General features: G+C 42.8%; 22 protein-coding genes. 1 reads left to right on the top strand and 21 read right to left on the bottom strand.

Annotated elements, in window-relative coordinates; translation table 11 throughout:
• Nucleotides 1–39: 39 nt before the first annotated feature.
• From prmC to ABC374_RS24645, 11 genes are all read right to left on the bottom strand, one after another.
• Nucleotides 40–909 carry a peptide chain release factor N(5)-glutamine methyltransferase gene (gene prmC, locus ABC374_RS24595; protein WP_350300690.1) on the bottom strand — a complete coding sequence of 290 codons (870 nt, stop codon included), beginning with the start codon at nt 907–909 and terminating at the stop codon, nt 40–42.
• Complete coding sequence (gene prfA / locus ABC374_RS24600; protein WP_350300691.1) at nt 902–1,972, bottom strand: peptide chain release factor 1; 1,071 nt, start codon at nt 1,970–1,972, stop codon at nt 902–904. The genes prmC and prfA overlap by 8 nt, the downstream gene beginning before the upstream one ends.
• 159 nt (nt 1,973–2,131) lie before the next feature.
• The gene (locus tag ABC374_RS24605; RefSeq protein ID WP_350300692.1) at nt 2,132–2,587 is read right to left on the bottom strand and encodes a hypothetical protein; all 456 of its coding nucleotides are present in this window, start codon (nt 2,585–2,587) and stop codon (nt 2,132–2,134) included.
• A 189-nt stretch (nt 2,588–2,776) separates the two neighbouring features.
• Nucleotides 2,777–3,382, bottom strand: coding sequence for a thymidine kinase (locus ABC374_RS24610; protein ID WP_034315845.1), 606 nt, complete (start codon nt 3,380–3,382; stop codon nt 2,777–2,779).
• 138 nt (nt 3,383–3,520) lie between these two features.
• Nucleotides 3,521–3,721: a 50S ribosomal protein L31 gene (gene rpmE, locus ABC374_RS24615; RefSeq protein WP_034315847.1), complete on the bottom strand. Its 201-nt coding sequence runs from the start codon at nt 3,719–3,721 to the stop codon at nt 3,521–3,523.
• Between the two features lie 149 nt (nt 3,722–3,870).
• Nucleotides 3,871–5,160, bottom strand: a complete 1,290-nt coding sequence (gene rho, locus ABC374_RS24620; RefSeq protein WP_034315849.1) for a transcription termination factor Rho — start codon at nt 5,158–5,160, stop codon at nt 3,871–3,873.
• A 318-nt stretch (nt 5,161–5,478) separates the two neighbouring features.
• A complete protein-coding gene (gene glpX, locus ABC374_RS24625) occupies nt 5,479–6,441 on the bottom strand; it encodes a class II fructose-bisphosphatase (protein ID WP_214744235.1) in 963 nt (320 codons plus the stop codon).
• A gap of 99 nt (nt 6,442–6,540) precedes the next feature.
• Entirely contained in the window at nt 6,541–7,824 is a 1,284-nt protein-coding gene (gene murA, locus ABC374_RS24630; protein WP_101223850.1) for a UDP-N-acetylglucosamine 1-carboxyvinyltransferase, read from the bottom strand.
• Nucleotides 7,825–8,033: 209 nt separating this feature from the next.
• Nucleotides 8,034–8,684 (bottom strand): fructose-6-phosphate aldolase, encoded by a 651-nt coding sequence (gene fsa / locus ABC374_RS24635; RefSeq protein WP_063234171.1) that lies wholly within the window; start codon nt 8,682–8,684, stop codon nt 8,034–8,036.
• 187 nt (nt 8,685–8,871) lie between these two features.
• The gene (locus tag ABC374_RS24640; RefSeq protein WP_413020026.1) at nt 8,872–9,729 is read right to left on the bottom strand and encodes a class II fructose-bisphosphate aldolase; all 858 of its coding nucleotides are present in this window, start codon (nt 9,727–9,729) and stop codon (nt 8,872–8,874) included.
• A 247-nt stretch (nt 9,730–9,976) separates the two neighbouring features.
• Nucleotides 9,977–10,348, bottom strand: coding sequence for a response regulator (locus ABC374_RS24645; RefSeq protein WP_101223852.1), 372 nt, complete (start codon nt 10,346–10,348; stop codon nt 9,977–9,979).
• A 299-nt stretch (nt 10,349–10,647) separates the two neighbouring features.
• Here ABC374_RS24645 and ABC374_RS24650 point away from each other — a divergent pair, with 299 nt between their 5' ends.
• On the top strand, nt 10,648–11,175 hold the full coding sequence (locus tag ABC374_RS24650; protein WP_350300694.1) for a DUF2529 domain-containing protein: 528 nt from the start codon (nt 10,648–10,650) through the stop codon (nt 11,173–11,175).
• A gap of 43 nt (nt 11,176–11,218) precedes the next feature.
• Here the strand turns inward: ABC374_RS24650 and pyrG are convergent, their stop codons facing one another.
• The 10 genes from pyrG to ABC374_RS24700 form a co-directional block, all read right to left on the bottom strand.
• On the bottom strand, nt 11,219–12,826 hold the full coding sequence (gene pyrG, locus ABC374_RS24655; protein ID WP_101223854.1) for a CTP synthase: 1,608 nt from the start codon (nt 12,824–12,826) through the stop codon (nt 11,219–11,221).
• Between the two features lie 410 nt (nt 12,827–13,236).
• The gene (gene rpoE, locus ABC374_RS24660; protein ID WP_413020027.1) at nt 13,237–13,842 is read right to left on the bottom strand and encodes a DNA-directed RNA polymerase subunit delta; all 606 of its coding nucleotides are present in this window, start codon (nt 13,840–13,842) and stop codon (nt 13,237–13,239) included.
• A 201-nt stretch (nt 13,843–14,043) separates the two neighbouring features.
• Nucleotides 14,044–14,205, bottom strand: a complete 162-nt coding sequence (locus ABC374_RS24665) for a hypothetical protein (protein WP_241589609.1) — start codon at nt 14,203–14,205, stop codon at nt 14,044–14,046.
• Nucleotides 14,206–14,343: 138 nt separating this feature from the next.
• Entirely contained in the window at nt 14,344–17,610 is a 3,267-nt protein-coding gene (gene icmF, locus ABC374_RS24670) for a fused isobutyryl-CoA mutase/GTPase IcmF (RefSeq protein ID WP_350300696.1), read from the bottom strand.
• A gap of 11 nt (nt 17,611–17,621) precedes the next feature.
• Nucleotides 17,622–18,272: a TetR/AcrR family transcriptional regulator gene (locus ABC374_RS24675; RefSeq protein ID WP_241589607.1), complete on the bottom strand. Its 651-nt coding sequence runs from the start codon at nt 18,270–18,272 to the stop codon at nt 17,622–17,624.
• A 113-nt stretch (nt 18,273–18,385) separates the two neighbouring features.
• On the bottom strand, nt 18,386–19,525 hold the full coding sequence (locus tag ABC374_RS24680; RefSeq protein ID WP_413020028.1) for an acyl-CoA dehydrogenase: 1,140 nt from the start codon (nt 19,523–19,525) through the stop codon (nt 18,386–18,388).
• Nucleotides 19,526–19,552: 27 nt separating this feature from the next.
• Nucleotides 19,553–20,689: an acyl-CoA dehydrogenase gene (locus ABC374_RS24685; protein WP_413020029.1), complete on the bottom strand. Its 1,137-nt coding sequence runs from the start codon at nt 20,687–20,689 to the stop codon at nt 19,553–19,555.
• Nucleotides 20,690–20,724: 35 nt separating this feature from the next.
• On the bottom strand, nt 20,725–21,576 hold the full coding sequence (locus ABC374_RS24690; RefSeq protein ID WP_350300699.1) for a 3-hydroxybutyryl-CoA dehydrogenase: 852 nt from the start codon (nt 21,574–21,576) through the stop codon (nt 20,725–20,727).
• Between the two features lie 36 nt (nt 21,577–21,612).
• Nucleotides 21,613–22,803: an acetyl-CoA C-acetyltransferase gene (locus ABC374_RS24695; RefSeq protein WP_413020435.1), complete on the bottom strand. Its 1,191-nt coding sequence runs from the start codon at nt 22,801–22,803 to the stop codon at nt 21,613–21,615.
• A gap of 194 nt (nt 22,804–22,997) precedes the next feature.
• A complete protein-coding gene (locus tag ABC374_RS24700; protein WP_350302981.1) occupies nt 22,998–25,127 on the bottom strand; it encodes a (Fe-S)-binding protein in 2,130 nt (709 codons plus the stop codon).
• Nucleotides 25,128–25,287: the final 160 nt, after the last annotated feature.

Here is a 25,287-nt window from a genome sequence, read left to right on the forward strand (position 1 = left end):
GAGGGTGCCCATAAAAAAATCCGTCTCGAAGGAGACGGATCACTTTAATGCAGCAAAGACCATACGATCTTTTTCATTTATGTCATTTACAATGGATACTTCTGCGGCAGGAAAGGTTCGCTTCAATAAATCGGCAACCGCCTTACCCTGTCCAGTGCCCACTTCAAAACCGATCAGCCCTGGCACCTTCATGATCAAAGGTAACTGCTCCATAAAGCGGCGGTAAAAATCCAACCCATCGATACCGGCAAATAATGCACGATGTGGTTCATGTCCTGTCACGACTACTGACATGGATTTATGATCATCATCTGGTATATATGGCGGATTCGATAAAAGGATGTCCACCTTCTGGTTCATGTTCATGAAAGGCAAAAGCAAATCACCTTGCATGAACTGCACTTCGGCACCAAGTGATTCTGCATTTTTCCTCGCCACCTCAAGCGATGGTTCCGCTATGTCCGTGGCCGTCACCAACAGATTTGATTTTTCAAGTTTCATCGTTATGGCGATTGCGCCGCTGCCGGTCCCAATATCAGCTAAATGAAGCTTCTGTCCCTCCATAAAAATGGCCGGGAGTTTACGTAATGTATAATAAATCAATTCTTCTGTTTCAGGTCTCGGTATGAGCACTTCTTCATTCACAAAGAAGGTCCGTCCATAAAATTCTTCACTGCCGATTATATATTGGATGGGCGTTCCCTTAGCATGCAGCTCAATAGCGCCCTTAAATTGCCCAAAATCCGCTTCACTAAGCTCATCATGAAGGTTGGCCAGCATTTGGGAGCGAGTTTGTTTTAAAAAGTGCTGTAACAGGATTTCCCCAGCATTGGCATCACGATCATTTTCCTTTAAAAAAGAAGAAGCCCATTTAAGGGCTTCAAATACTTTCACTGCAGAATTACTCATCTGCATTTTCCAGCCTTGAAGATTGGTCTTCCATGATTAATGCATCAACCACTTCATCCAGCTTACCTTCCATGATTTGATCCAGCTTTTGAATCGTTAAACCAATACGGTGGTCGGTAACGCGGTTTTGCGGGAAGTTATAAGTGCGAATCCTTTCAGATCGATCTCCCGTTCCAACGGCAAGCTTCCTATTTTGATCATATTCCGCCTGTACTTCGCGTTGGATTTTATCGTACACCCTGGCACGCAAAACCTTCATTGCTTTTTCTTTGTTCTTGATTTGTGATTTTTCATCTTGACAGGATACAACCGTATTCGTCGGAATATGAGTCAAGCGCACCGCAGACATTGTCGTATTGACACTTTGCCCTCCAGGACCGCTCGATGCAAAGGTATCGACACGAATATCCTTATCATGGATTTCAACTTCCACTTCCTCAGCTTCGGGTAAAACGGCAACCGTGGCTGTAGATGTATGAATCCGTCCGCCTGATTCAGTTTCAGGTACTCGCTGAACGCGATGAGCTCCATTTTCGAATTTCAATTTTGAATAAGCGCCATTGCCATTAATCATGAATATGATTTCCTTGTAGCCGCCAAGCCCTGTAGGACTTGCTTCAATGACTTCAGTCCGCCAGCCCTGCACCTCGGCAAAACGGCTATACATCCGGTATAGACTGCCTGCAAATAAGGCCGCCTCATCTCCGCCAGCCGCTCCCCGGATCTCCATGATTACGTTTTTATCATCGTTAGGGTCCTTAGGAATAAGCAAGATTTTCAGTTTATCCTCAAGGCCTTGTATGGTCTCATCAAGTTCATTGATCTCTTCTTTTACCATTTCACGCATATCCGAATCAAGTTTCTCCTCCAGCATCGCCTTTGCCTCCTGGAGTTGCTCACGAACCGCTTTGTATTCTTTATAAGTCGATGCGGTCTCTTGTATGCTGGATTGCTCCTTAGAATATTCCCTTAGCTTTTTGGAGTCATTAATGATCTCCGGGTCACTTAATAGTTCATTCAATCTTTCATATCTATCTTCTACTGCTTGCAATCGATCAAACAAATTATTCACCTCATAAATTTTCCAAAACATCTGAAACGAATTGGAAGTAATCCATCTTTTTTAACTATAAATAAGTAGCTCAGTGCCCCAGCTCAGTTCACTTCTAGGTTAATTATAGTATAGGTGAATAATCAACGTCAAAGAGATTCAAAAATGTCGTTATTTGTTTAATTTGACATCTACATTATATTGAGGCACAACCCTGTTTATCATGCCTTGTATTCGCTGCATTTCCTTATTTCTCTCTTTTTCCGTCTTGATTTTGCCTTTATCATGGACCGTAACATGTATGGTATTTCCATTAAACCAAACGGAACCTGCCTCATAATTAGTTTCCGATTCAATGACTCCGCGGATTTCATCAATTTGCTGCCCCATGGATGGAGAATTATTGGATGTATGATGCGGTGTGTTGAGGATTTGATCCGATGGCCGTTCCGCTTCATTGTCCCAATCATTATTGGATACTTGATTTAAACCATTGCCAACAAAATCCCTGCCGTCCCGGGATTGATCGCCATATTCCGAATCATTATTTATTGCATTGTCATTTTGACCGCATGCCGTTAGTGCAGCAAGCAGAAAGGCCGTCATAATAAGCAGTTTTGATTTCATATTTTTTCCCTCCATTTTGATTGGTTAAGAAGAACATTTCCTCGTTAGCCTACCCAAAACGGGGCAATATTTATCTTTTATTTCCCTTCCATGTATTGGTCAGGCCACCTGAATAACTCCGACAGTTTTTCCACTTTTCCGCATAAAAAAAGCACCCTGCGATCTCATTGGATCTTAGGGCACCATCATTCAAATATGTTCTTTAATCCCAACAGCCTGCTTACCCGGAACTTCGTGATGATGGCGGCAGCGGGGCTCGTATGATTCCGATGCACCCACAAGGATGATCGGCTCATCATAGGAGGCCGGCTCCCCATCTATCAAGCGCTGTGTCCTGCTCGCAGGTGATCCGCACACTTCACATACAGCCTGCAGCTTAGTCACCGATTCTGCCAGCGATAATAGTACAGGCATAGGACCGAATGGTTCACCTCGGAAATCTTGATCGAGTCCAGCCATAATCACTCGATAACCGCTGTCCGCAAGATGCTGGGCAACCCCGATAATTTCATGATCAAAAAATTGCACTTCATCTATTGCAATGATATCCAAGGGCTTGTCCAAATACTTAAAGATATCCGTTGAATGGGCAATCGGTTTTGCCATCACAGAAGAGCCATTGTGTGATACGACAGCCTCTTCCGCATAGCGATTATCAATAGCTGGTTTAAATACAGCTATTTGCTCTTTAGCAAATTGAGCACGGCTGACTCGTTTAATCAATTCCTCAGATTTACCCGAAAACATGCTTCCGCAAATAAGCTCGATCCAGCCTGTTTGTTTCATTACATACATGGAAACAGCTACTCCCTTCCACCTGTCGATCCCTTGGCCATAATTGAAGTCGACCCGGCTTTATATAAATTCTTACTTGTTTATGGAAAAGAAAAAACAGGCAAGAAAAATACTTGCCTGTTTTTTAAAAAGTCCGGCTTATTTAATACCGTATTTTTTGTTGAAACGATCAACACGTCCGCCAGCTTCAGCGAATTTTTGACGACCAGTGTAGAATGGATGGCATTCTGAACAAGTCTCAACTTTGATCTCTTCTTTAACTGAACCAGTTTCAAAAGTGTTTCCGCAAGAGCAAATTACTTTTGAAAGCTTATAATTTGGATGAATTCCAGTTTTCATTCTTTTCAGCTCCTTATGCCCTGAATCATTCGAAACAGAGTTATATACTTCAAGTTGAGGGAAAAACACCCTCACATTTATTGTAAAAACACATGAACTCATTATAACAACTTAAGACTAGTTGTGCAACTGTTTGTTTCTTACAGGGTTTAAGAACGTTTTACGCTCGCCGGCCCCTTTTTCATTTCTGACATCTCTTCATCCAGCTTACTGAAAAATTCTTCATTACCTTTTGTCTGTTTTAGACGGCGAAGGAATTTCTCCGAGAAATCAGGTGAATCTGACATCGTTTTCCTGATGGCCCATAGTTTATCCAGGCGATCTTTCGGAATTAGCAATTCTTCTTTACGCGTGCCTGAACGACGAATATCGATTGCCGGGAAGATCCTTCTTTCGGCAAGGGCACGATCTAGATGCAGCTCCATATTGCCCGTACCTTTAAATTCTTCATAAATGACATCGTCCATTCTTGAACCCGTATCTACCAATGCTGTAGCAAGGATCGTCAGGCTGCCGCCTTCCTCGATATTCCTCGCCGCACCGAAAAAGCGTTTCGGACGATGGAATGCAGCAGGGTCAATCCCCCCTGATAGTGTACGCCCGCTCGGCGGAATGACAAGGTTGTAAGCACGGGCTAGGCGAGTGATACTGTCCATTAAAATGATGACATCCCGTTTATGCTCCACAAGGCGCATGGCTCGTTCTAACACCAGCTCAGCCACCTTGATATGGTTTTCCGGCACTTCATCGAACGTTGAACTTACCACGTCTCCTGCGACGGAACGTTCAATGTCTGTCACTTCTTCCGGGCGTTCATCGATCAACAGCACAATCAATTCCGATTCGGGATGGTTTGTGGTTATCGCATTGGCAATTTCCTTGATGAGCATCGTTTTACCGGCTTTTGGCGGTGCGACGATCAGCCCACGCTGTCCAAAACCGACCGGTGCCAGGACATCCATAATCCTGGTCGATAAGTTCTTCGGTGTCGTTTCCAGTTTAATTTGCCTGTTTGGATACAGCGGTGTTAAACCTGGAAAGTGGACACGCTCTTTTGCCGATTCCGGATTATCGCCATTGACTGCTTCAACATGCAGCAATCCATAATAGCGCTCGTTTTCTTTTGGAGGCCTTACCTTACCGGACACTTTATCTCCATTTCGCAAATCGAATCTGCGGATCTGTGAAGCAGAAATATAAATATCCTCCGAGCTTGGAGAATAATTAATTGGACGCAGGAAACCGAAGCCCTCTGAAGGGATGATTTCTAAAACGCCCTCCATGAATAGGAGACCATCCTGCTCAGCTTGTGCTTTCAGGATAGCGAAAATAAGTTCCTTTTTTGAAAGTTTGCTGTAATAGGAAACTTTATATTCACGCGCGTGCTCATAGAGATCCTTTAGTTTCATGTTTTCTAAATTAGAAATAGTTAAATTCATTATGACACCACACTTTTATTAATTAAACGTTTTCACCCATACTGAAAAAGAAATGGTTTGTTAGATGGAAGAAAAACCGCAATCCATGTACCCGACCAGAGTTTTCTTAGAAAGGATGATACATTTTTACATGTAAAGAAGAAAATTAATTGAAGGCTTCTTGAAGTTTGGAGTGAAAGGGCAGATTTTAAATTATTAATAGTAGACCAAGCTTTATTTTACTTTTTTTATTTTAATTATTCAACTTAAATTTTTTAAAAAAGAAAGCGAGCGATGAAACCGCTCGCTTTTTAAAAGTGATTTTTCTAAAAAACGCTATCAGTCAATCAAACCATTCGGTTTAATCTTAAGACTGTGACGACCATCAATGAAACGAACGGTACCAGATTTAGCACGCATGACTACGGATTGTGTTTCGCCGTAATGCCCTTTAAATTGTACTCCGCGTAAAAGTTCTCCATCAGTCACACCTGTTGCAGCAAAAATTGCATCATCTCCGCGAACAAGGTCTTCCATTCTGAGGACTCTTCCTAAATCAAGGCCCATTTTACCACAGCGTTCCACTTCTTCATCACTTTGAGGAACGAGCTTGCCTTGAATTTCCCCTCCAAGGCATTTCAAGGCAACGGCTGCGATAACTCCTTCTGGAGCTCCGCCAGATCCGAATAAGATGTCAACACCGGTAAGATCGAAGGCCGTATTTATGGCTCCCGCTACATCTCCATCGTTGATCAGCTTGATACGTGCCCCTGCCTCACGAAGTTCATGAATGATCTTCGAATGACGATCGCGGTTCAATACTGTTGCAACCACGTCTTGAATATCTTTATTTTTTGCCTTGGCTACAGCTTTCAGGTTGTCCAACACGGAGGCATTGATATCAATCTGACCAACAGCCTCTGGTCCGACAGCTATTTTATCCATATACATATCCGGGGCGTGAAGCAAGTTCCCCTTATCGGCTATCGCCAATACAGCCAATGCATTCCAGCCGCCGGATGCAACGATGTTCGTTCCTTCTAATGGATCAACCGCAACATCCACTAGTGGCCCAAGACCGGTACCAAGTTTTTCGCCAATATAAAGCATTGGCGCTTCATCCATTTCCCCTTCACCGATTACAACCGTTCCTTGCATGGGAATAGTATTGAAAACATCCCGCATTGCAGTTGTTGCTGCATCATCTGCTTCGTCTTTCTTTCCTCTTCCCATCCAACGAGCAGAATTCAGTGCCGCCGCCTCAGTTACGCGGACAAGCTCCATCGATAAACTTCTTTCCATTTCCGGTTCCCCCTCATGTACACTAGCATGATTTATTTATATATTAGTATAACACATTATATCATATATAGTAACACAATGAGGTGACAAGAAAAGGGATCAGCTTTTAAGCTGCTCCACTTCTTCTTGCGTCATTTCTTCACGCCAAATCGTTGCTCCCAAACCTGAAAGTTTTTCAACAAGATGGCTATATCCGCGATCTATATGTTCAAGCCCGGTCACTTCTGTAATACCTTCAGCCATTAAACCGGCAATTACAAGAGCCGCTCCGGCACGTAAATCGCTTGCCTTCACTTTTGCTCCATGAAGTTGGACAGGACCATCGACGATGCCCGCTCTGCCCTCAACTTTTATCTTCGCATTCATGCGGCGCAGTTCATCAATATGCTTAAATCGTGCCCCGTATATCGTATCAGTGACCATGCTAGAACCGGTTGCTTTTGTTAAGAGGGAAGTGAAAGGTTGCTGAAGATCCGTTGGGAATCCAGGGTAAACCAATGTCTTGATATCAACGGATTTATATTGTTCTCCCGGTGAGACAAATATCTGGTCATCACCCGCTTCAATATTAATCCCCATTTCCCTCAATTTGGAAGTCAATGACTCCAAATGCTGGGGAATGACATTATCAATCAGAATTCCTTCTCCGACAGCAGCAGCTAAAATCATGAAAGTGCCGGCTTCAATCCGATCCGGTATGATCGTATGCTTACACCCATGTAAACTTTCCACACCATCAATACGAATGATATCCGTGCCTGCACCCTTTATTTTCGCTCCCATATTGGTCAACAATGTGGCAACATCGATGATTTCAGGTTCTTTCGCAGCATTTTCTATCACAGTGCGGCCTTTGGCCAAAACGGCAGCAAGCATGATATTGATTGTTGCCCCTACACTAACGACATCCAAATATATGCGTGCTCCCCTTAGCTCGTCCGCCCTAAGGTAAATGGCTCCTTGTTCATTCGTCACTTGTGCGCCCAGTGCTTCAAACCCCTTAATATGCTGATCTATCGGGCGAGGTCCTAAATGGCAGCCTCCAGGCAAGCCAATCACTGCCTTTTTGAATTTACCCAGCATTGCCCCCATTAAATAATAAGAGGCACGTAACTTCTTGACCCTTCCATTGGGAAGAGGCATTGAAATCATCCTGCTGGGGTTGACTGTCATCTCTCCTTCATCAAAGGATACCTCACCGCCAATCTCCTCCATTAACGCTTTCAGCATCTGTACATCCGAGATATCAGGCAGGCCTTCAATCGTTACGGGAGAGTCCGCTAAAATTGTTGCAGGAATAAGGGCGACCGCACTATTTTTTGCTCCACTGACACGAATGCTTCCCTTTAGAGGATAGCCACCGGCAATTTTAAGTTTTTCCATAATAAACTCCCTTCCACGCTAAGCACTTAGAAGCTACTTCCAAAAAGTAATATTTTACCACAAGAAAATTGCATAATCCGACAACATTTACTATCTAGTTCTTTAGTTTACACAAAAGTAAAAAATTCATGTAAAAAAAAGAGAAAAATTTCTAATTTATGTTAATTTTATTTAAACGGTGCAATCTATAGCGACTTAGCGGCAAGGCATTATGCTTCAGTACGTGAATTCCAATCGTTCAAAAATGCTTCAATTCCTTTATCCGTTAATGGGTGGTGGAATAATTGAATTAAAACTTTATAAGGGATCGTTGCAATATGTGCCCCTTTAAGAGCCGCTTCAGTAATATGCATCGGATGGCGGATGGAAGCTGCAATGATTTCGGCATTGATATCATGAATCGCAAAAATGTCAGCAATATCCGAAATTAGATCCAAACCATTTTGGCCGATGTCATCCAAGCGACCTAAAAATGGCGATACATAAGTTGCTCCTGCCCTAGCTGCCAATAATGCTTGGTTTGCACTGAAAATAAGGGTGACATTTGTTTTGACACCTTGTTTTGTAAGTGCTGAAACAGCCTTCAAGCCGTCCGGAGTCATTGGCACTTTAATCGTGATATTCGGTGCAATCGCAACTAGTTCCTTGGCTTCTGCCATCATTCCTTCAAAATCAAGCGCAATGACTTCAGCAGAAACGGATTCCTTAACGAGGCTTGTGATTTCTTTTAGCCGGTCATGGAAAGAAACTCCCTTTTCCCTAGCAACAAGGGATGGGTTAGTCGTAACACCTGCTAAAACGCCAAGTTCATGCGCTTGTTTGATTTCTTCCATGTTTGCTGTATCTATAAAGAATTTCATAAAATATCCTCCGTATGTAATCGATTTTTTAGTTCCTATATGCATCTGAATTCTAATTGTTCTAAAAATAGAGCCCGGATTCAGCCCTGCATCTAAAAGAAACCATTAGGGGGGAGCCCCCCCAATGGGAATATTGCCTTTATCATCTTACATTTAAAGGGATGGAACCCTTATGTTAAGTTTGAATTTATGCTTTGCCGTTAGAACCGAATTCACGGATTTTGCCGATGACAGTTTCTTTAATCGCTTCACGGCCAGGAACGATGTATTTACGAGGATCGTACACTTCAGAATCGTTATTCAGAATTTCACGAACCGCGTTTGTGAATACAATTTGATTTTCCGTATTTACATTGATTTTTGATGTTCCAAGCGAAATCGCTTTTTGGATATCTTTCGTAGGGATGCCTGTACCGCCATGAAGAACAAGAGGTTTATTCGTTAAATCCCGCACTTCTTCCATTTCTTTATACCCAAGGTTAGGTTCACCTTTGTATGGTCCGTGAACGGATCCCAAAGCTGGAGCAAAGCAGTCGACATTTGTTTCTTTAACCAACTGTTCACATTCTTGAGGGTCTGCATATACGACTCCATCAGCAATTACATCATCTTCTTGTCCGCCAACCGTGCCCACTTCCGCTTCAACTGAAACATTCCGTGCGTGAGCGAATTCGACAACCTTCTTGGTTGTTTCGATATTTTCTTCGATCGGATGATGTGAAGCATCGATCATCACTGAAGTGAATCCGGCTTCGATAGCTTCCTTACATTTATCATAGCTTGAACCATGGTCAAGGTGAATGGCCACAGGAACAGTGATTTTCATGTCTTCCAACAATCCTTGAACCATCATCACAGTCGTTTTAAAACCACCCATATGGCGGGCAGCACCTTCGGAAACACCAAGGATGACTGGAGATTTTTCTTGTTCTGCAGCAGCTAGAATAGCTTGTGTCCATTCAAGGTTGTTGATATTGAATTGACCTACTGCATATTTTTCATCAAGGGCTTTATTCAGCATATCTTTCATAGAAACTAAAGGCATTTGATTTCCTCCTACTAGTGGATGTTATTATTTTTAAAGTTAATTCTTTCTAGATATTCCCTAAAACGAAAGTAGCATACGCTTATAAATCAGAATATCTCTCCTCTTTTAGCATATCAATACATCAAAAAAACAGCAACAAATACACTATACCGAGCCTCAAATTTTATTCCAAAAAAACACGGCCCATCTAAAAAAAGATAGCCGCAGCAATTACTCCATCAGTAATATTAAATTTTGAAGACATTTAACTTGATTGAATCGGTAAGTATTCACGAACGGCTTTTCTAATATCATCAATATCAAACGGCTTTGCAAAGTGTGTCATTGCACCTAAATCCTTTGCTTCTTGAATCATATCAAGTTCACCATATGCCGTCATGATTATGACCCGGATGTCCGGATCGACGACTTTCATCCTTTTCAAGATCTCAATGCCATCCATTCCCGGAATCTTCATATCCAGCAATACAAGATCAGGTGAATGATTATTTAGCACATCCAAGGCTTGAATGCCATTAGCGGCTTGAAATGTTTCATACCCTTCTTTATGTAAAACCTCGTTCAATAAAATACGAATTCCGAACTGATCATCAACAATCAATATTTTCCCTGGCATTTTATCACCTCTCCCCATCCCGATTCATCCATTAAATATATTGGCCTATACGGCCATATTACCCGAAAAAGGGTAGTTACCTAGATTGCGTCATAGACTTTTAGGTCCAACGCATTTATTGTTCATATTCGATAATTGTAACAAAATTCCTGCTGTATGGCTAAGAGGAATTTTAATTTTTTTGTTTTTTCGACCGATTTAGTAAATTCGGCCCTTCCGGATCAAAATCCCAGAAACCTGTCATTGCAAAGGAAACTCCTTTATAATAAGTATATTATTTTTTAAAGGAGTCCCTGACCATGTTAAAAATTTTTTCGACACAGATAAGCGGTTTATTCAAGAAAATGATTGAAAATGAAGCTTTTGAAATGGAGGATGCCGGACGCTTGCTGGCTCAGGCTGCGGTTGGGGACGGTGCTGTGTACATTCATGGTTTTGGTGAAATGCAGGGTGTCACTGCCGAGGCTTTGGATGGGGCAGAACCCTTTCCGAAGGTAAAAAGATATGAATCAGGAGAAACTATTTCCAGGGAAGATCGATTTCTCATATTCAGCCGCCATTCGGATGATGCAGAAGCATTGTTGCTGGCAAAACAACTCAAGGAAAAAGATATCCCATTTGTTGCGGTTTCTACATCCGTCCCTTCTGAAGAAGATTCTCTTTTGGAGTTGGCAGACGTTCATATTGATTTACGTATCCAACGGGGATTGATTCCTGATGAAACCGGAAATCGATATGGGTATCCTACCCTCATTGCCGCTCTTTTCGCTTATTATGGGATTAAATTCACTCTTGAAGAAATCATAAATGAGTATGAAGAAGAATGATTATTCATCTAAAAAAAAAACAGCCCATGGGCTGTTTTTTTTATTAAAGTTTTTCGCTGCGCTTTAAAGACATACCGACAAAGTCACGGAATAGCGGCTGCGGACGGTTAGGACGTGACGTGAATTCCGGATGGAATTGAGAAGCCACAAACCAAGGATGATCCTTCAATTCAACGATTTCAACTAGACGGCCATCCGGACTAGTACCTGAGAAGATGAATCCTGCCTCTTCCATTGCCTGACGGTAGTGGTTATTGAATTCATAACGGTGACGGTGACGTTCATAAACAACCTCGTCATTATACGCTTCGTATGCTTTAGTTCCTTCGATAAGCTTACATGGATACAGACCAAGACGCAGTGTACCGCCCAAATCTTCTACATCCTTCTGTTCAGGAAGAAGATCGATGATTGGATCTGGAGTATCTTCATTAATCTCAGCTGAATGAGCTTCTGGCAATCCCAGGACGTTGCGAGCATACTCAATGGACGCCAACTGCATGCCTAAGCAAATTCCGAAGAATGGTTTTTTCGTCGTGCGGGCAAATTCGGTCGCTGCAATTTTCCCTTCGATTCCACGGTCTCCAAAACCGCCTGGGACAAGGATTCCATCTGCATCTTGAAGAAGTTCAGCAACATTTTCTTTTGTTACATCTTCGGAATTCACCCAATCGATTTCAACATCTGCATCAAATGCGTAACCTGCATGCTTAAGTGCTTCCACTACAGAAAGATAAGCATCTTGCAATTCAACATATTTTCCGACTAAAGCGATTTTTGTTTTCTTTGATAAAGAAGTAACCTTTTTGACTAGTTCCTTCCAATCTTCCATATCCGCTTCGCCGCAGTCCAATTGCAAGTGATCACAAACGATTTGGTCCATATTTTGTGCTTGAAGCGCAAGAGGGATGGAGTAAAGAGTATCCGCATCAAGACATTCGATAACGGAATTTTTATCGATATCGCAGAATAAAGCAATTTTATCCTTCATATCTTGTGAAATTGGACTTTCTGTACGTGCAACGATGATATTAGGCTGAATGCCTAGACTGCGTAATTCTTTTACACTATGCTGTGTCGGTTTTGTTTTCATTTCACCAGCAGCTTTGATGTAAGGAACCAGTGTACAGTGGATATACATAACATTATTGATGCCGATATCACTCTTGATTTGGCGAATCGCCTCAAGGAATGGAAGAGACTCGATATCCCCTACAGTACCGCCGATTTCAGTGATGACTATATCGGCATTCGTTTCATTGCCTGAACGGAAAACCCGTTCTTTAATTTCATTCGTGATATGGGGAATGACTTGAACTGTTCCACCTAGATAATCGCCACGGCGTTCTTTTCTCAGGACCGTTGAATAAATTCTGCCTGTAGTCACATTGCTGTGTTTGCCAAGGTTGATATCAATGAAACGCTCATAGTGCCCCAAATCCAAATCCGTTTCAGCACCATCATCCGTTACAAACACTTCACCGTGTTGGTATGGACTCATCGTACCTGGATCCAAGTTGATATAAGGGTCAAACTTCTGGATTGTAACATTCAATCCCCTATTTTTTAATAATCTACCTAAAGAAGCGGCCGTTATCCCTTTTCCCAAGGAAGAAACTACTCCACCTGTCACAAAAATATATTTTGTCATTTTATATCCTCCTATAGAATGTTTTCTTCCAATTCTGTTCTTCGCATCATTAAATCGGAACTGAATCAAATCTTCCGCCACATGAGCGGTTAAAAGCTAAAACCGTAAACCAGTACAAACCATTAATCACTTAAAGGTCTTTAGTGAGAGTCATGCAGGATACATGAACAAGAATAAATTTCCTTAAATGACAGTAAACATAAATATGTTCTCTATAGTTTTTACAATTCTACGAGAAATCATTTTTAAAAATAAAAAAATGATGTCATTTATTCATTCCATCATTAAAAACAAAAACGCTCCGCTTACAATAAAAGTAAGGGAGCGATATAATTTAATCATTGTGTCCTTTTTTAAGGAGCCCAAAAATGATTCTACAAATTCCGCCTCAAAAAGTCAAGGGCGATTATTTATTTCTCATCCTCTTCATCCAAGTCATCCACGTCATCTTCATCTTCGTCTTCGTCTTCGTCCTCATCATCTTCCAGGACAAATGCATCATCTTCGATTATTTCTTCTTCCAGATCGTCGTCATCATCCACGTCATCATCCAAAAGCACTTCGTCGATGACTGGAGTACCTAGAATATCATCATCGTCATCATCGTCATCCTCGTCCAGATCATCGATATCTTCTTCAAAGTCAAGATCTTCGTCTTCAAGTTCATCGAAATCGTCGATAACGGCAGCGGCCTTTTTGGCTTTCTTTTTCTTTTTAGGTTTTACAACATGTACGACTTCTTCTTCGATTTGGTCAACCGGGTACCATGTTTTCAATCCCCAGCGGTTGTCCCCAAGTGAAGTGAAGCGGCCATCCACATTTAAATCCGTATAGAATTGTGCAATTTTCTTTTCCACTTCCGCTTTAGATAAATGGTGCAGCGAAGCTAACTCACTTATTAAGTCTTTAAATGGAATCGGTTCATTTCTTTCCACTAACAAATCATATGCCATCTCTATTAAGGACATTTCCAATAACTGCTCTTTTGAGTATTGTTTTAAACTCAAATTCCGCACTTCCCTTCTCTATTCAAACACTGAATTCCGTGTTTTTTCACATAAAAAAATAATCTAAAACAGTAGTTCGATAAAATAACGACAATTCCTGCTAGACATATACTCCATTATAAACAATCTAATTGGGTTTATGCTAGTTCTATCTGATACTTTCACAGATTTACCTTATTGTCTATCATTCAGGAAACCAAATGCTAAAAATCATTCACTTTCCTTTTTCGACTTCTGTCGATAGGCTGCCGTAAAAAAGACAATAGTCAGGATAAAAAAAGAGATGGCACCCAATTGATGCTCATACAGCTCAAATAAAATAATGATGGCAAGAATATACCCTATGATCAATCCAATCATTTTCAGGTTCATTTTCTCAACTCCAATAGGGCTGATTCTTCATTTTTGCCCCTTTTCCAAATAATTATAAGGTAAAATCTTCATTTTGTTAAAAAAGAGGGGAATTATTTAAAAAAGAGGCCCCTAAACGTTCGGAGCCCCTTACTCAGTTTACATATTCCTTCGATATTGACCGCCTACATCATATAGCGCCCTAGTTATCTGACCAAGACTGGCCACTTTGACGCAGTTCATGAGTTCAGCAAAGATATTTTCCCCATTCATGGCTGCCAATTTCAGTTTAGTTAGCGCCTCATCCGTGAACTCCTTATTTCTTTCCTGGAAAGCCCGGAGATTTATGATTTGCCCTTCCTTTTCTTCCTTTGTTGCACGGGCAATTTCCATGCTGTTCACCGCTTCTTCGGAAGGAGGATTTGGATTCAAATACGTATTGACGCCAATGATCGGCAATTCTCCCGTATGCTTTTTCATTTCGTAATGCATCGATTCATCCTGGATTTTCCCGCGCTGATACTGCGTCTCCATTGCACCCAGCACACCGCCTCGATCATTGATGCGATCGAACTCTTGCAGTACGGCCTCTTCAACGAGATCCGTCAATTCCTCTACGATGAAGGCTCCTTGCATCGGGTTTTCATTTTTTGAGAGCCCATGCTCCTTTGTAATGATCATTTGTATGGCCATTGCCCGGCGCACGGATTCTTCAGTAGGCGTCGTGATGGCTTCATCGTACGCATTAGTATGCAGGGAATTACAGTTGTCCTGTAGCGCCATTAAAGCCTGAAGTGTCGTTCTGATATCATTGAAATCAATTTCTTGCGCATGAAGGGAGCGCCCGGAAGTCTGTATATGGTATTTGAGCTTCTGGCTGCGGTCGTTCGCACCATATTTATCCCGCATGACCGTAGCCCAAATCCTTCTTGCCACCCTCCCGATAACCGTATATTCCGGGTCGAGCCCATTTGAGAAGAAGAACGACAAATTCGGGGCAAAGTCATCAATATTCATTCCGCGACTTAAATAATATTCGATGTAAGTAAAGCCATTCGCTAATGTAAAAGCAAGCTGTGAAATGGGATTGGCACCCGCTTCTGCAATGTGATAGCCGGAAATGGATACAGAGTAGTAGTTCCTGACTTTTCGATCGATGAAATATGCTTGAATGTCCCCCATTAACCTTAAAGCAAATTCCGTAGAGAAGATGCATGTATTCTGGCCTTGGTCCTCTTTCAGAATATCCGCTTGAACAGTTCCGCGTACCGTTTGAAGGGTATAAGCCTGCACTTCTTCAGCTTCTGCATCCGTAAGGGGACGGCCTAACTCTTCTTCTTTCCGTTGAATCTGCTGATCGACTGCCGTATTCATATACATGGCCAAAATGATTGGTGCCGGTCCATTGATGGTCATCGATACAGAGGTTGAGGGGTGGCAAAGGTCAAAGCCTGCATACAGCTTTTTCATGTCATCCAACGTACAGATGCTGACTCCACTTTCCCCTACCTTTCCATAGATATCTGGCCGGTGATCGGGATCCTCGCCATATAAAGTTACCGAATCGAAAGCCGTACTTAGCCGTTTAGCATTATCATCCTTTGACAAATAATGAAAACGCCTGTTGGTTCGGTCGGGTGATCCTTCACCGGCAAATTGCCGCTTCGGGTCCTCTCCTTCACGCTTGAATGGAAAGACTCCCGCTGTGTAAGGAAAGAAGCCCGGAACGTTCTCTCGGAATACCCATCCTAAGATCTCTCCATAATCCACATATTTAGGCAGTGACACTCTCGGAATCATTAAACCTGATAAACTTTTAGTTTTCAGCTTTGTGACGATTTCTTTATCCCTGACTTTCGTTACAAACTGCTCTCCTGCATACTTTTCTTTTAATTCCATCCATCCAGAAAGTATTTTTTTAGATTCAGGTGATAAATTCGAAGCGGTTTCCTTTTTCAGTTTTTCTAAAGAAGCCACCATATCTTCGTTGTTATCATTTTCCTTAATTGCATCAATTGCTCCTTCAAGCTGGAAAAGCCTGCGGGCAATACGTACTTGTTCAGCCGCACGCTTATGATAAGATCTGACCGTATCACTGATTTCACGTAAATAATACCGACGGTCAGTAGGGATGATGACATTTTGCTTGTAAACATCGGCTTCTTTCGAAAAGGCGGTACTCCAACCCGTCCCTGATTTTTCATTAAGCTTTTCAATCAGTGCAGCGAACAATGCATTGGTGCCTGGGTCATTGAATTGGGAAGCGATGGTACCGTATACTGGCATTTCAGACGGATCTTGATCAAATAGTGTACGGCTTCTTTGGTATTGCTTTTGAACCTGGTTTTTTGCATCCTCTGAGCCTTTGCGCTCGTATTTGTTAATGACTATCAAGTCTGCATAATCAATCATATCGATCTTTTCAAGTTGCGAAGGTGCACCGAATTCACTCGTCATTACATACATGGATACATCGCATATCTCGGCAATTTCTGCATCTCCCTGACCAATTCCGCTCGTTTCAACGATGATTAAATCGAAGCCAGCTGCCTTCACGACTGAAATGGCATCTTTTATCGCCAAAGACAACTCACTTTTTGAATGGCGCGTGGCCAGGCTCCGCATATAAACACGCTCTGAAAAAATCGAGTTCATTCTAATCCTGTCACCAAGCAGGGCACCGCCCGTTTTCTGTTTGGTCGGGTCTACAGATAAAATGGCGACTCTCTCGTCTGGAATCTCGTTAATGAACCTTCGTATCAATTCATCAGTCAATGAACTTTTTCCAGCACCGCCAGTCCCTGTAATCCCTAGAACAGGAACCTTCTTTTCGGAAGTCTTGATCTGCTCAAAAAGACTCTCCACCGCTGCCGCTGATTCCTGTGAAGCATCGAGTCTGTTTTCGGCAAAGGTAATGAATTGGGCAATGGCATTTGTTCCCCCAGCAATCAATTCATCAAAACGTTCCTGTAAAGATGGTTTGACTGTCGAGAAATCACACTCCTCCATTAATACGTTTATCATTCCTTGAAGCCCATATTCCCGCCCTTCATCAGGAGAAAAGATTCGGGCAATCCCATAATCATGGAGTTCTTTAATTTCCCTTGGGATGATGACCCCGCCGCCGCCGGCAAAAATACGAATGTGCCCGGCTCCCTTTTCCTTCAGCAGGTCATACATATATTTAAAATATTCCACATGTCCGCCTTGGTAAGATGACATGGCTATGCCTTGAACATCTTCCTGGATGGCCGCATTCACGATCTCTTCCACCGAACGATTATGACCTAGATGAATGACTTCTGCACCGCTGGACTGAAGGATTCTCCTCATAATATTGATAGATGCATCATGTCCATCGAATAAACTCGAAGCAGTAACGAATCTAATATGGTTCTTCGGTTTATACACCTCAACTGTACCCATTGAGCTCCTCCTTATTGAAACGAATTTAACTCAGTATTTTTCTGAAGCGATATATTTTGAATCAATAATTGCGTCTGCAGTTCAACATATTCCGGAAGCGTATACTCTTTATGCAATGCCCACCTTCTAAAACTCCACATCTGTCCCTGAACGAAAATATTATGAGAAACAAGGCTTATTTGTTTTGCCGTCAATGATAGCTCCCCATTCTCAACACATTTCGTTATCACCTTTTCAAACATGCCGACCATCCGAAGTTCTTTATTCAATACATAAGGTAAAGCATCTTTCGTCAGTGCTTTCACCTCTTGATACATGACCAGCACTTCGTCCTGCATATCATCCATCACTTTATAAAAATAGGCGATAGTAAGCTTCAAGCTTTCAAGTGTCCCATCGCTCTGATCTATTTCTTTCTGAAGCTTTTCCTGGACTTCATCGTAGATAAAATCACAAACGAGATATAATATATCTTCCTTTGTTCGGATATACTCGTATAACGTGCCAATACTAAAGCCGGCCGCTTTGGCAATTTCCCTGGTAGTCGTACGATGAAATCCCTTTTCCTTAAAAAGGGTCACCGCTCCTTTAATCATTTGTGTACGCCTTTTTTCAACCAGCCGTTCATCCTTTACAGATGCAAGAACCTCTCTTTTTTCCATTTTCAAACTCCTTTTAATAAGCCCATCATTTAATTGCCAAAGACATTCTGAAGAAATTGAAAAGGGTATTCCGGTAAAGGGCAATGCCTCATCGGAAAACCTCAATTTCAATCCTATTTAGTAATCATCCGTGAGATGACCAGCTTTTGAATTTCCTGTGTACCTTCATAGATTTGGGTAATTTTCGCATCACGCATATACCGTTCTACAGGATAATCCTTTGTATATCCATAACCTCCAAAGACCTGCACGGCTTCTGTCGTCACTTTCATGGCTGTATCTCCAGCAAAAAGTTTGGACATGGCTGACTCTTTTCCATAAGGAAGACCCGCCGATTCCAACCAGGCAGCCTGATAGGTTAATAGCCTTGAAGCTTCAACACCCGTTGCCATATCCGCCAACTTAAAACCGATTCCTTGCTGTGCAGAAATCGGCTTCCCGAATTGGACGCGCTCTTTTGCATAATCAACTGCGGCATCCAATGCTCCTTGGGCTATGCCCACTGCCTGGGCTGCAATCCCATTACGGCCGCCATCAAGCGTCATCATCGCTATCTTAAAGCCCTCTCCTTCTTTTCCAAGAAGATTTTCTTTAGGCACTCGGCATTCATCAAAAATGATTTCCGTGGTCGGTGATGAACGGATTCCAAGCTTCTTCTCTTTTTTGCCGACACTAAAACCCGGGAAGTCCTTTTCAACGATAAATGCACTCGTTCCTTTTTGTTTGGATGCTGGATCCGTCAATGCAAAGACGACATATGTATCCGCAATCCCGCCGTTCGTAATGAAGATTTTTGAACCGCTGATAATATATTCATCACCTACAAGCTTTGCAGTCGTTCTCATACCGCCTGCGTCAGAGCCTGAGCTAGGCTCTGTCAGCCCATATGCACCGATTTTTTCACCCTGTGCCATCGGGCGAAGGTATTTTTGCTTTTGCTCTTCAGATCCAAACTTATATATTGGCCATCCTGCAAGGGAAGTATGGGCTGATAAAGTCACCCCAGTGGAAGCGCAAACACGGGAAAGTTCCTCAATCGCTATGCAGTACGCTAAATAATCACTTCCAATTCCGCCGTATTCCTCAGGCCACGGAATCCCAGTCAATCCAAGTTCAGCCATTTTATCGAAGATCTCACGGTCAAATCGTTCTTCTTCATCCCTCTCGGCAGCTGTCGGAGCCACTTCATTCTGGGCAAAATCGCGCACCATTTTCCTGATCATTTCATGCTCTTCCGTTAGCTTAAATTGCATGTCCATGCCTCCTAAATATTTCGTGAATTATAGATTCTTACTGATGACCATTCTCTGTATTTCGCTGGTTCCCTCATAAATTTCAGTTACCTTTGCATCCCTGAAATAGCGTTCGACAGGATATTCCGTCGTGTATCCATAGCCTCCGAACACCTGGACTGCTTCTATCGCCACATCAACAGCCGTCCTCGAAGCGAATAGCTTAGCCATTGCCGCCTCTTTACCGCACTTCAATCCCTGTGAGCGTAAAAACGCCGCGCGATAGACGAGTAACCTTGAAGCTTCTATACTCGTTGCCATTTCAGCAAGCTTGAAACCAATCCCCTGTTGTGCTGCAATAGGTTTGCCGAATTGAACTCTGTCTTTTGCATATTGGACAGCATGTTCCATGGCGCCTTCTGCAATTCCCAGCGCTTGAGCAGCAATGCCTATCCTTCCAGCATCCAAGTTGGCCATTGCGATCTTAAAGCCTTCCCCTTCTTTGCCAAGGAGATTGGCTGCAGGCACTTTCATATCCTCGAACGTCACCTGTACGGTGCTCGAGCCATGAAGGCCCATTTTACGTTCATCTTTACCGATGATTAAGCCTGGCGTCCCTTTTTCTACAATAAAAGCAGAGATTCCCTTGCTTCCCTTCTGAGGGTCGGTTGAAGCAAAAACAATGAATACATCCGCTTCCCCGCCATTGGTGATAAAAACCTTGGACCCGTTTATTCGATATTTTCCGTCTTCCTTTACTGCCACTGCCTTCGACTTCAAACTCGCAGCATCGGAACCTGAGCTTTGCTCAGTCAAGCAAAAGGCACCTAAATATTTACCAGCGGCTAACTTAGGCACATACATTCGCTTCTGCTCTTCCGTTCCAAAATAAACGATTGGATTTGTTCCAACAGAAGTATGAACGGACAATATAACACCGAGAGTTGGACTAACTTTGGAAATTTCATTGATGGCGATGATATAAGACATGAAGTCCATACCTGCGCCACCGTATTCTTCTGAAATCGGGATTCCCATCAAACCAAGCTCACCCATTTTTTGCAGAATCGTTTTTGGAAACACGCCCGTTTCCATTGCCTCGATATGAGGGGTAATCTCATTCTCCGCAAAAGCGCTTACCATTTTCCGCATCATTTCCTGTTCTTCTGTAAACTTGAAATCCATCCTTCATCCCTCCCTAGCTGCACATCTTTCTAAGATTAGTTATATTCGTAAAAGCCCCGTCCTGATTTCTTTCCTAGCCATCCAGCCTTTACATATTTCCTTAACAACGGACACGGTCTGTATTTATCGTCTCCGAGCCCTTGGTGAAGGGTTTCCATTATATACAGGCATGTGTCTAGTCCAATGAAGTCAGCTAGCGTAAGCGGGCCCATCGGATGGTTCATTCCCAGCTTCATCACGTCGTCAATCGCCTCTTTAGTGGCGACGCCCTCATAAAGGGTATAAATGGCCTCATTGATCATCGGCATCAAAATCCGATTCGCTACAAAACCCGGGAAATCATTGACTTCCACCGGTACCTTGTTTAAGGATTCAGCCATCTCTTCAACTTCTTTATAAACTTCATCCGCTGTAGCAAGGCCGCGAATGATCTCAACCAGCTTCATGACTGGCACTGGGTTCATAAAATGCATGCCAATTACCTTATCCGGCCTTTTCGTTGCCGCGGCTATCTCTGTAATCGGAAGTGAAGAAGTATTGGATGCAAGAATGACGTGTTGTGGCGTGATTTCATCCAAATCGGCGAAAATTTTTGTTTTTATCTCCATATTTTCCACTGCCGCTTCAATCACTAAATCCACCGCAGCCGCATTTTTCAAATCCGTCGAGGAAGTCAACCGGGAAAGGATTATATCCTTCTCCTCGGATTCCATTTTTCCTTTTTCAACCTGCCGGGAAAGGTTCTTGGTAATTGTCCCTAACCCCTTTTCTACATATTCATCTTTTAAATCATGTAAAAGAACTTCATAACCGCTCATTGCACAGACCTGGGCAATGCCAGAACCCATCTGTCCAGCACCAATGACCATCACTTTTTGAATGCCCATGAAAAATCCCTCCTCATGTATCTATCTATGAAACTATTATCCTTGCTTAGGCACTTCAATTAAAATGGCATCTCCCTGACCGCCGCCACTGCAGATCGCTGCGATGCCCAATCCCCCTCCGCGGCGTTTCAATTCATGCATCAGCGTAATGATGATGCGGGCACCACTCGCCCCGATCGGGTGACCTAATGCTACAGCCCCTCCGTTTACATTCACTTTTCCCGGCTCGATGTTGGCAATTTTCCCACTGGCCAGCGCAACCGCAGCAAATGCTTCGTTCACTTCAAACAAATCAATTTCCTCTATCGATTTACCTGTCTTCTTCAGGAGTTCATTTATGACCAAACCTGGCGTTTTAGGAAAGTCCTTTGCTTCCACTGCCACTTCTGCATGAGCTAAAATATAGGCAAAAGGCGTTTTCCCTTCCTTTTCCGCACGTTCCTCACTCATCAATACGAGTGCACCTGCCCCATCATTGACACCTGGTGCATTACCTGCCGTAATGGTCCCATCATTATTGAAAGCTGGACCTAATTTAGCTAACTTCCCGGCAGATGTATCTTTTCTTGGGGCTTCATCATGTTCAACGGTAATTGGTTCGCTTTTCCGCACCGGCACCTGTACGGAAATGATTTCTTCTGCAAGGATACCGCCATCGATTGCTTTTATCGCTTTTTGATGACTCTCGTAAGCCCAGCTATCTTGTTCCTCACGGGTGATTTCAAGATCCTCGGCAGTACTGTTTCCATAAGTCCCCATATGCACGCCCGTAAAGCTGCAGCTAAGTCCATCCGAAATCATCGTATCCTTCAGCTCTCCATCACCCATCCTTAATCCCCACCTTGCTTTCGGAAGGATATAAGGAGCATTGCTCATCGATTCCATTCCGCCGGCAACAATGATTTCTTCTTCACCTAAGCGAATGATCTGATCAGCCAATGTCACACTGCGAAGTCCTGATGCGCATACTTTATTAATGGTTTCCGTTTTCACTTCCCATGGCATTCCAGCATGACGGGCTGCCTGGCGGGAAGGTATTTGGCCTTGGCCCGCCTGTAGCACATTCCCCATGATGACCTCATCTACTTGGCTGCCTTCGATCCCTGCCCGGACAAGTGCCTCTTTGATTGCTATTCCACCAAGTTGTGATGCTGTCAAACTGCTAAGGCCACCGCCAAATTTACCAAAAGGTGTTCTCACACCGCTAATAATCACTGTTTTCGCCATCATTATTTCCCCCTATAAGTAACATTGATTGAACGCTCGCTCAATTTGGAGTTAAAAAAATAGTGTTGTAAGCGCTTAATATTATATTACACATTTTTCCCAAAAATGAAAATATTCAGTTTGTAAATATTGAAAAAATTGCCTGCTCCCTTTTATTTCATCCCTTATAAAAGAAGCAGGCAATTCCATTTAAATTAAGATGCAATCGATTTATTTTCACCAATGACCGCTTTTTCGAGTAGTTCTGCTACATCATACGTCTTAACATTTTCCTCAACTTCTTTTGCTTTCGTCCCATCGGATAGCATGGTCAGGCAATAAGGACATCCGGAACTGATCACTGTTGGACTTACGGCCAGAGCTTGTTCGGTACGGGCCACATTAATACGGTTTCCTGTTTCCTCTTCCATCCACATCAAACCGCCTCCAGCTCCACAGCACATTCCCTTTTCACGGTTACGCTCCATTTCAATAAGTTTCACACCAGCAATGGATTGCAAGATTTCACGCGGCGGGCTGTAAACTTCATTGTACCTTCCCAAGTAACAGGAATCGTGGAATGTAATCGTCTCATTCACCGGATACTGAGGGACCAACCTGCCTTCACTGACAAGTTTGGCTAACAATTCAGTATGGTGATACACTTCCGCTTCCAAGCCAAAATCCGGATACTCATTCTTAAAGATATTGTAAGCATGCGGATCGATCGTAACGATTTTCTTTATTTCATTCTTCTGGAATTCTTCTATATTTTTCATTGCAAGTTCCTGGAAAACAAACTCATTACCCAATCGACGCGGAGTATCCCCTGAGTTTTTCTCCTTATTTCCGAGAATTGCAAATTTAACGCCTGCTTCATTCAATAATTTAGCAAAGGAAAGGGCAATCTTCTGGCTTCGGTTATCGTACGACCCCATTGAACCCACCCAAAATAAATACTCGAATTCTTCGTCTGCCTTTTTTAGTTCCTTCACGGTTGGGACGAGGACATCTTCCCGAAGGCTTCGCCAATCTTCTCTCTCTTTACGGTTCAGTCCCCACGGGTTCCCTTGACGCTCAATATTCGTCATGGCACGTTGCGCATCAGGATCCAGTCTGCCTTCCGTCAACACTAGATATCGGCGCATATCGATGATCTTGTCAACATGTTCATTCATTACCGGGCATTGATCTTCACAGTTCCGGCATGTGGTACAAGCCCAAAGTTCTTCTTCCGTAATGACTTCGCCAATCAGGCTCGGACTGTAAGCTTCTGTTGCTGCAGCTGATTCCTGCGCCCCCTGCGCGGCACCAGCCAAAGCGATCTTATTTCCTTTCGTATTCCCAAAAACAAAAGATGGCACCCATGGCTGCTTCGTAGTAACGGCAGCGCCTGTATTTGTCAAATGGTCACGCATCTTGATTATGATATCCATCGGTGACAGCATTTTACCGGTACCTGTAGCCGGGCACATATTCGTACAGCGACCGCACTCCACACAGGCATAGAGGTCCACCATTTGATATTGCGTCAAGTCCTCGATATATTTGGCACCGTAATATTGATTACCTTCTTTGTCGAGAATTTCTTCTTCCAAATCAACCGGTTTCAATTTTCCGGGATTGTCCAGGCGATTAAGGAATACATTTATCGGGCCGGCAATCAAGTGAGCATGCTTAGATTGCGGGATATAAACAAGGAAAGATAATATGATCAGTAAATGCAGCCACCAAGCTACATAAAAAACGACGGTTGCCGCTGTTGTTCCCATCCAGCCGAATAAAAATGCGATGCTCGATGCGACTGGCTCTGACCAGGTTGCATCGTGTCCATGCCAGATCATTCCCATTCCATTCCCCAGCAATACGGTGATCATGATACCGGTGATGAAGATGACAACCAAACCTGCCTTGAAATCCCTTTTCAAGCGAACGAGCTTTTCGACATAACGACGGTATGCCGCCCATAGGATTGCAACAAGAACGGTAAGCGTCACAATTTCCTGGAAGAAAGTAAAGGCCGGATAAACAGGGCCAAACGGTAAATGCCACCCCGGTCTTAAGCCTTTAACAAAAAAGTCAAGTGCGCCAAATTGCACTAAGATGAAACCATAAAATAATAAGGCATGAATGATCCCGCTCTTTTTATCTTTAAAAAGCTTCTTCTGTCCAAATACATAAACCCCTATTTTAACAAGACGATCTTTCACACGGTTATCGAATTCCACTTTTTTGCCAAGTTTTATATAAGCAATACGAGTCTTTATCAAATAGACAAACAAACCGGCGGCGTAAGCGGTTACAAGCAGGAATGCAACTAAGTTGATCCACAGTAAACCATTCATTTCCATGCAGTCTTTCCCCCTCTTTAGTAAATTGCAAAATGCCAGGTACCATTATGGGAAATTTGGCATTTTTCTGAAATTTGATTAACTCCATTATATAATGAATGAGCATTCAGTCAACTTTTTTCTTTTAAAAACTATTTAATTTTTCTGCCCCTTA

The sequence above is a fragment of the Peribacillus phoenicis genome, assembly GCF_047238085.1.
Classification (GTDB): Bacteria; Bacillota; Bacilli; order Bacillales; family DSM-1321; genus Peribacillus.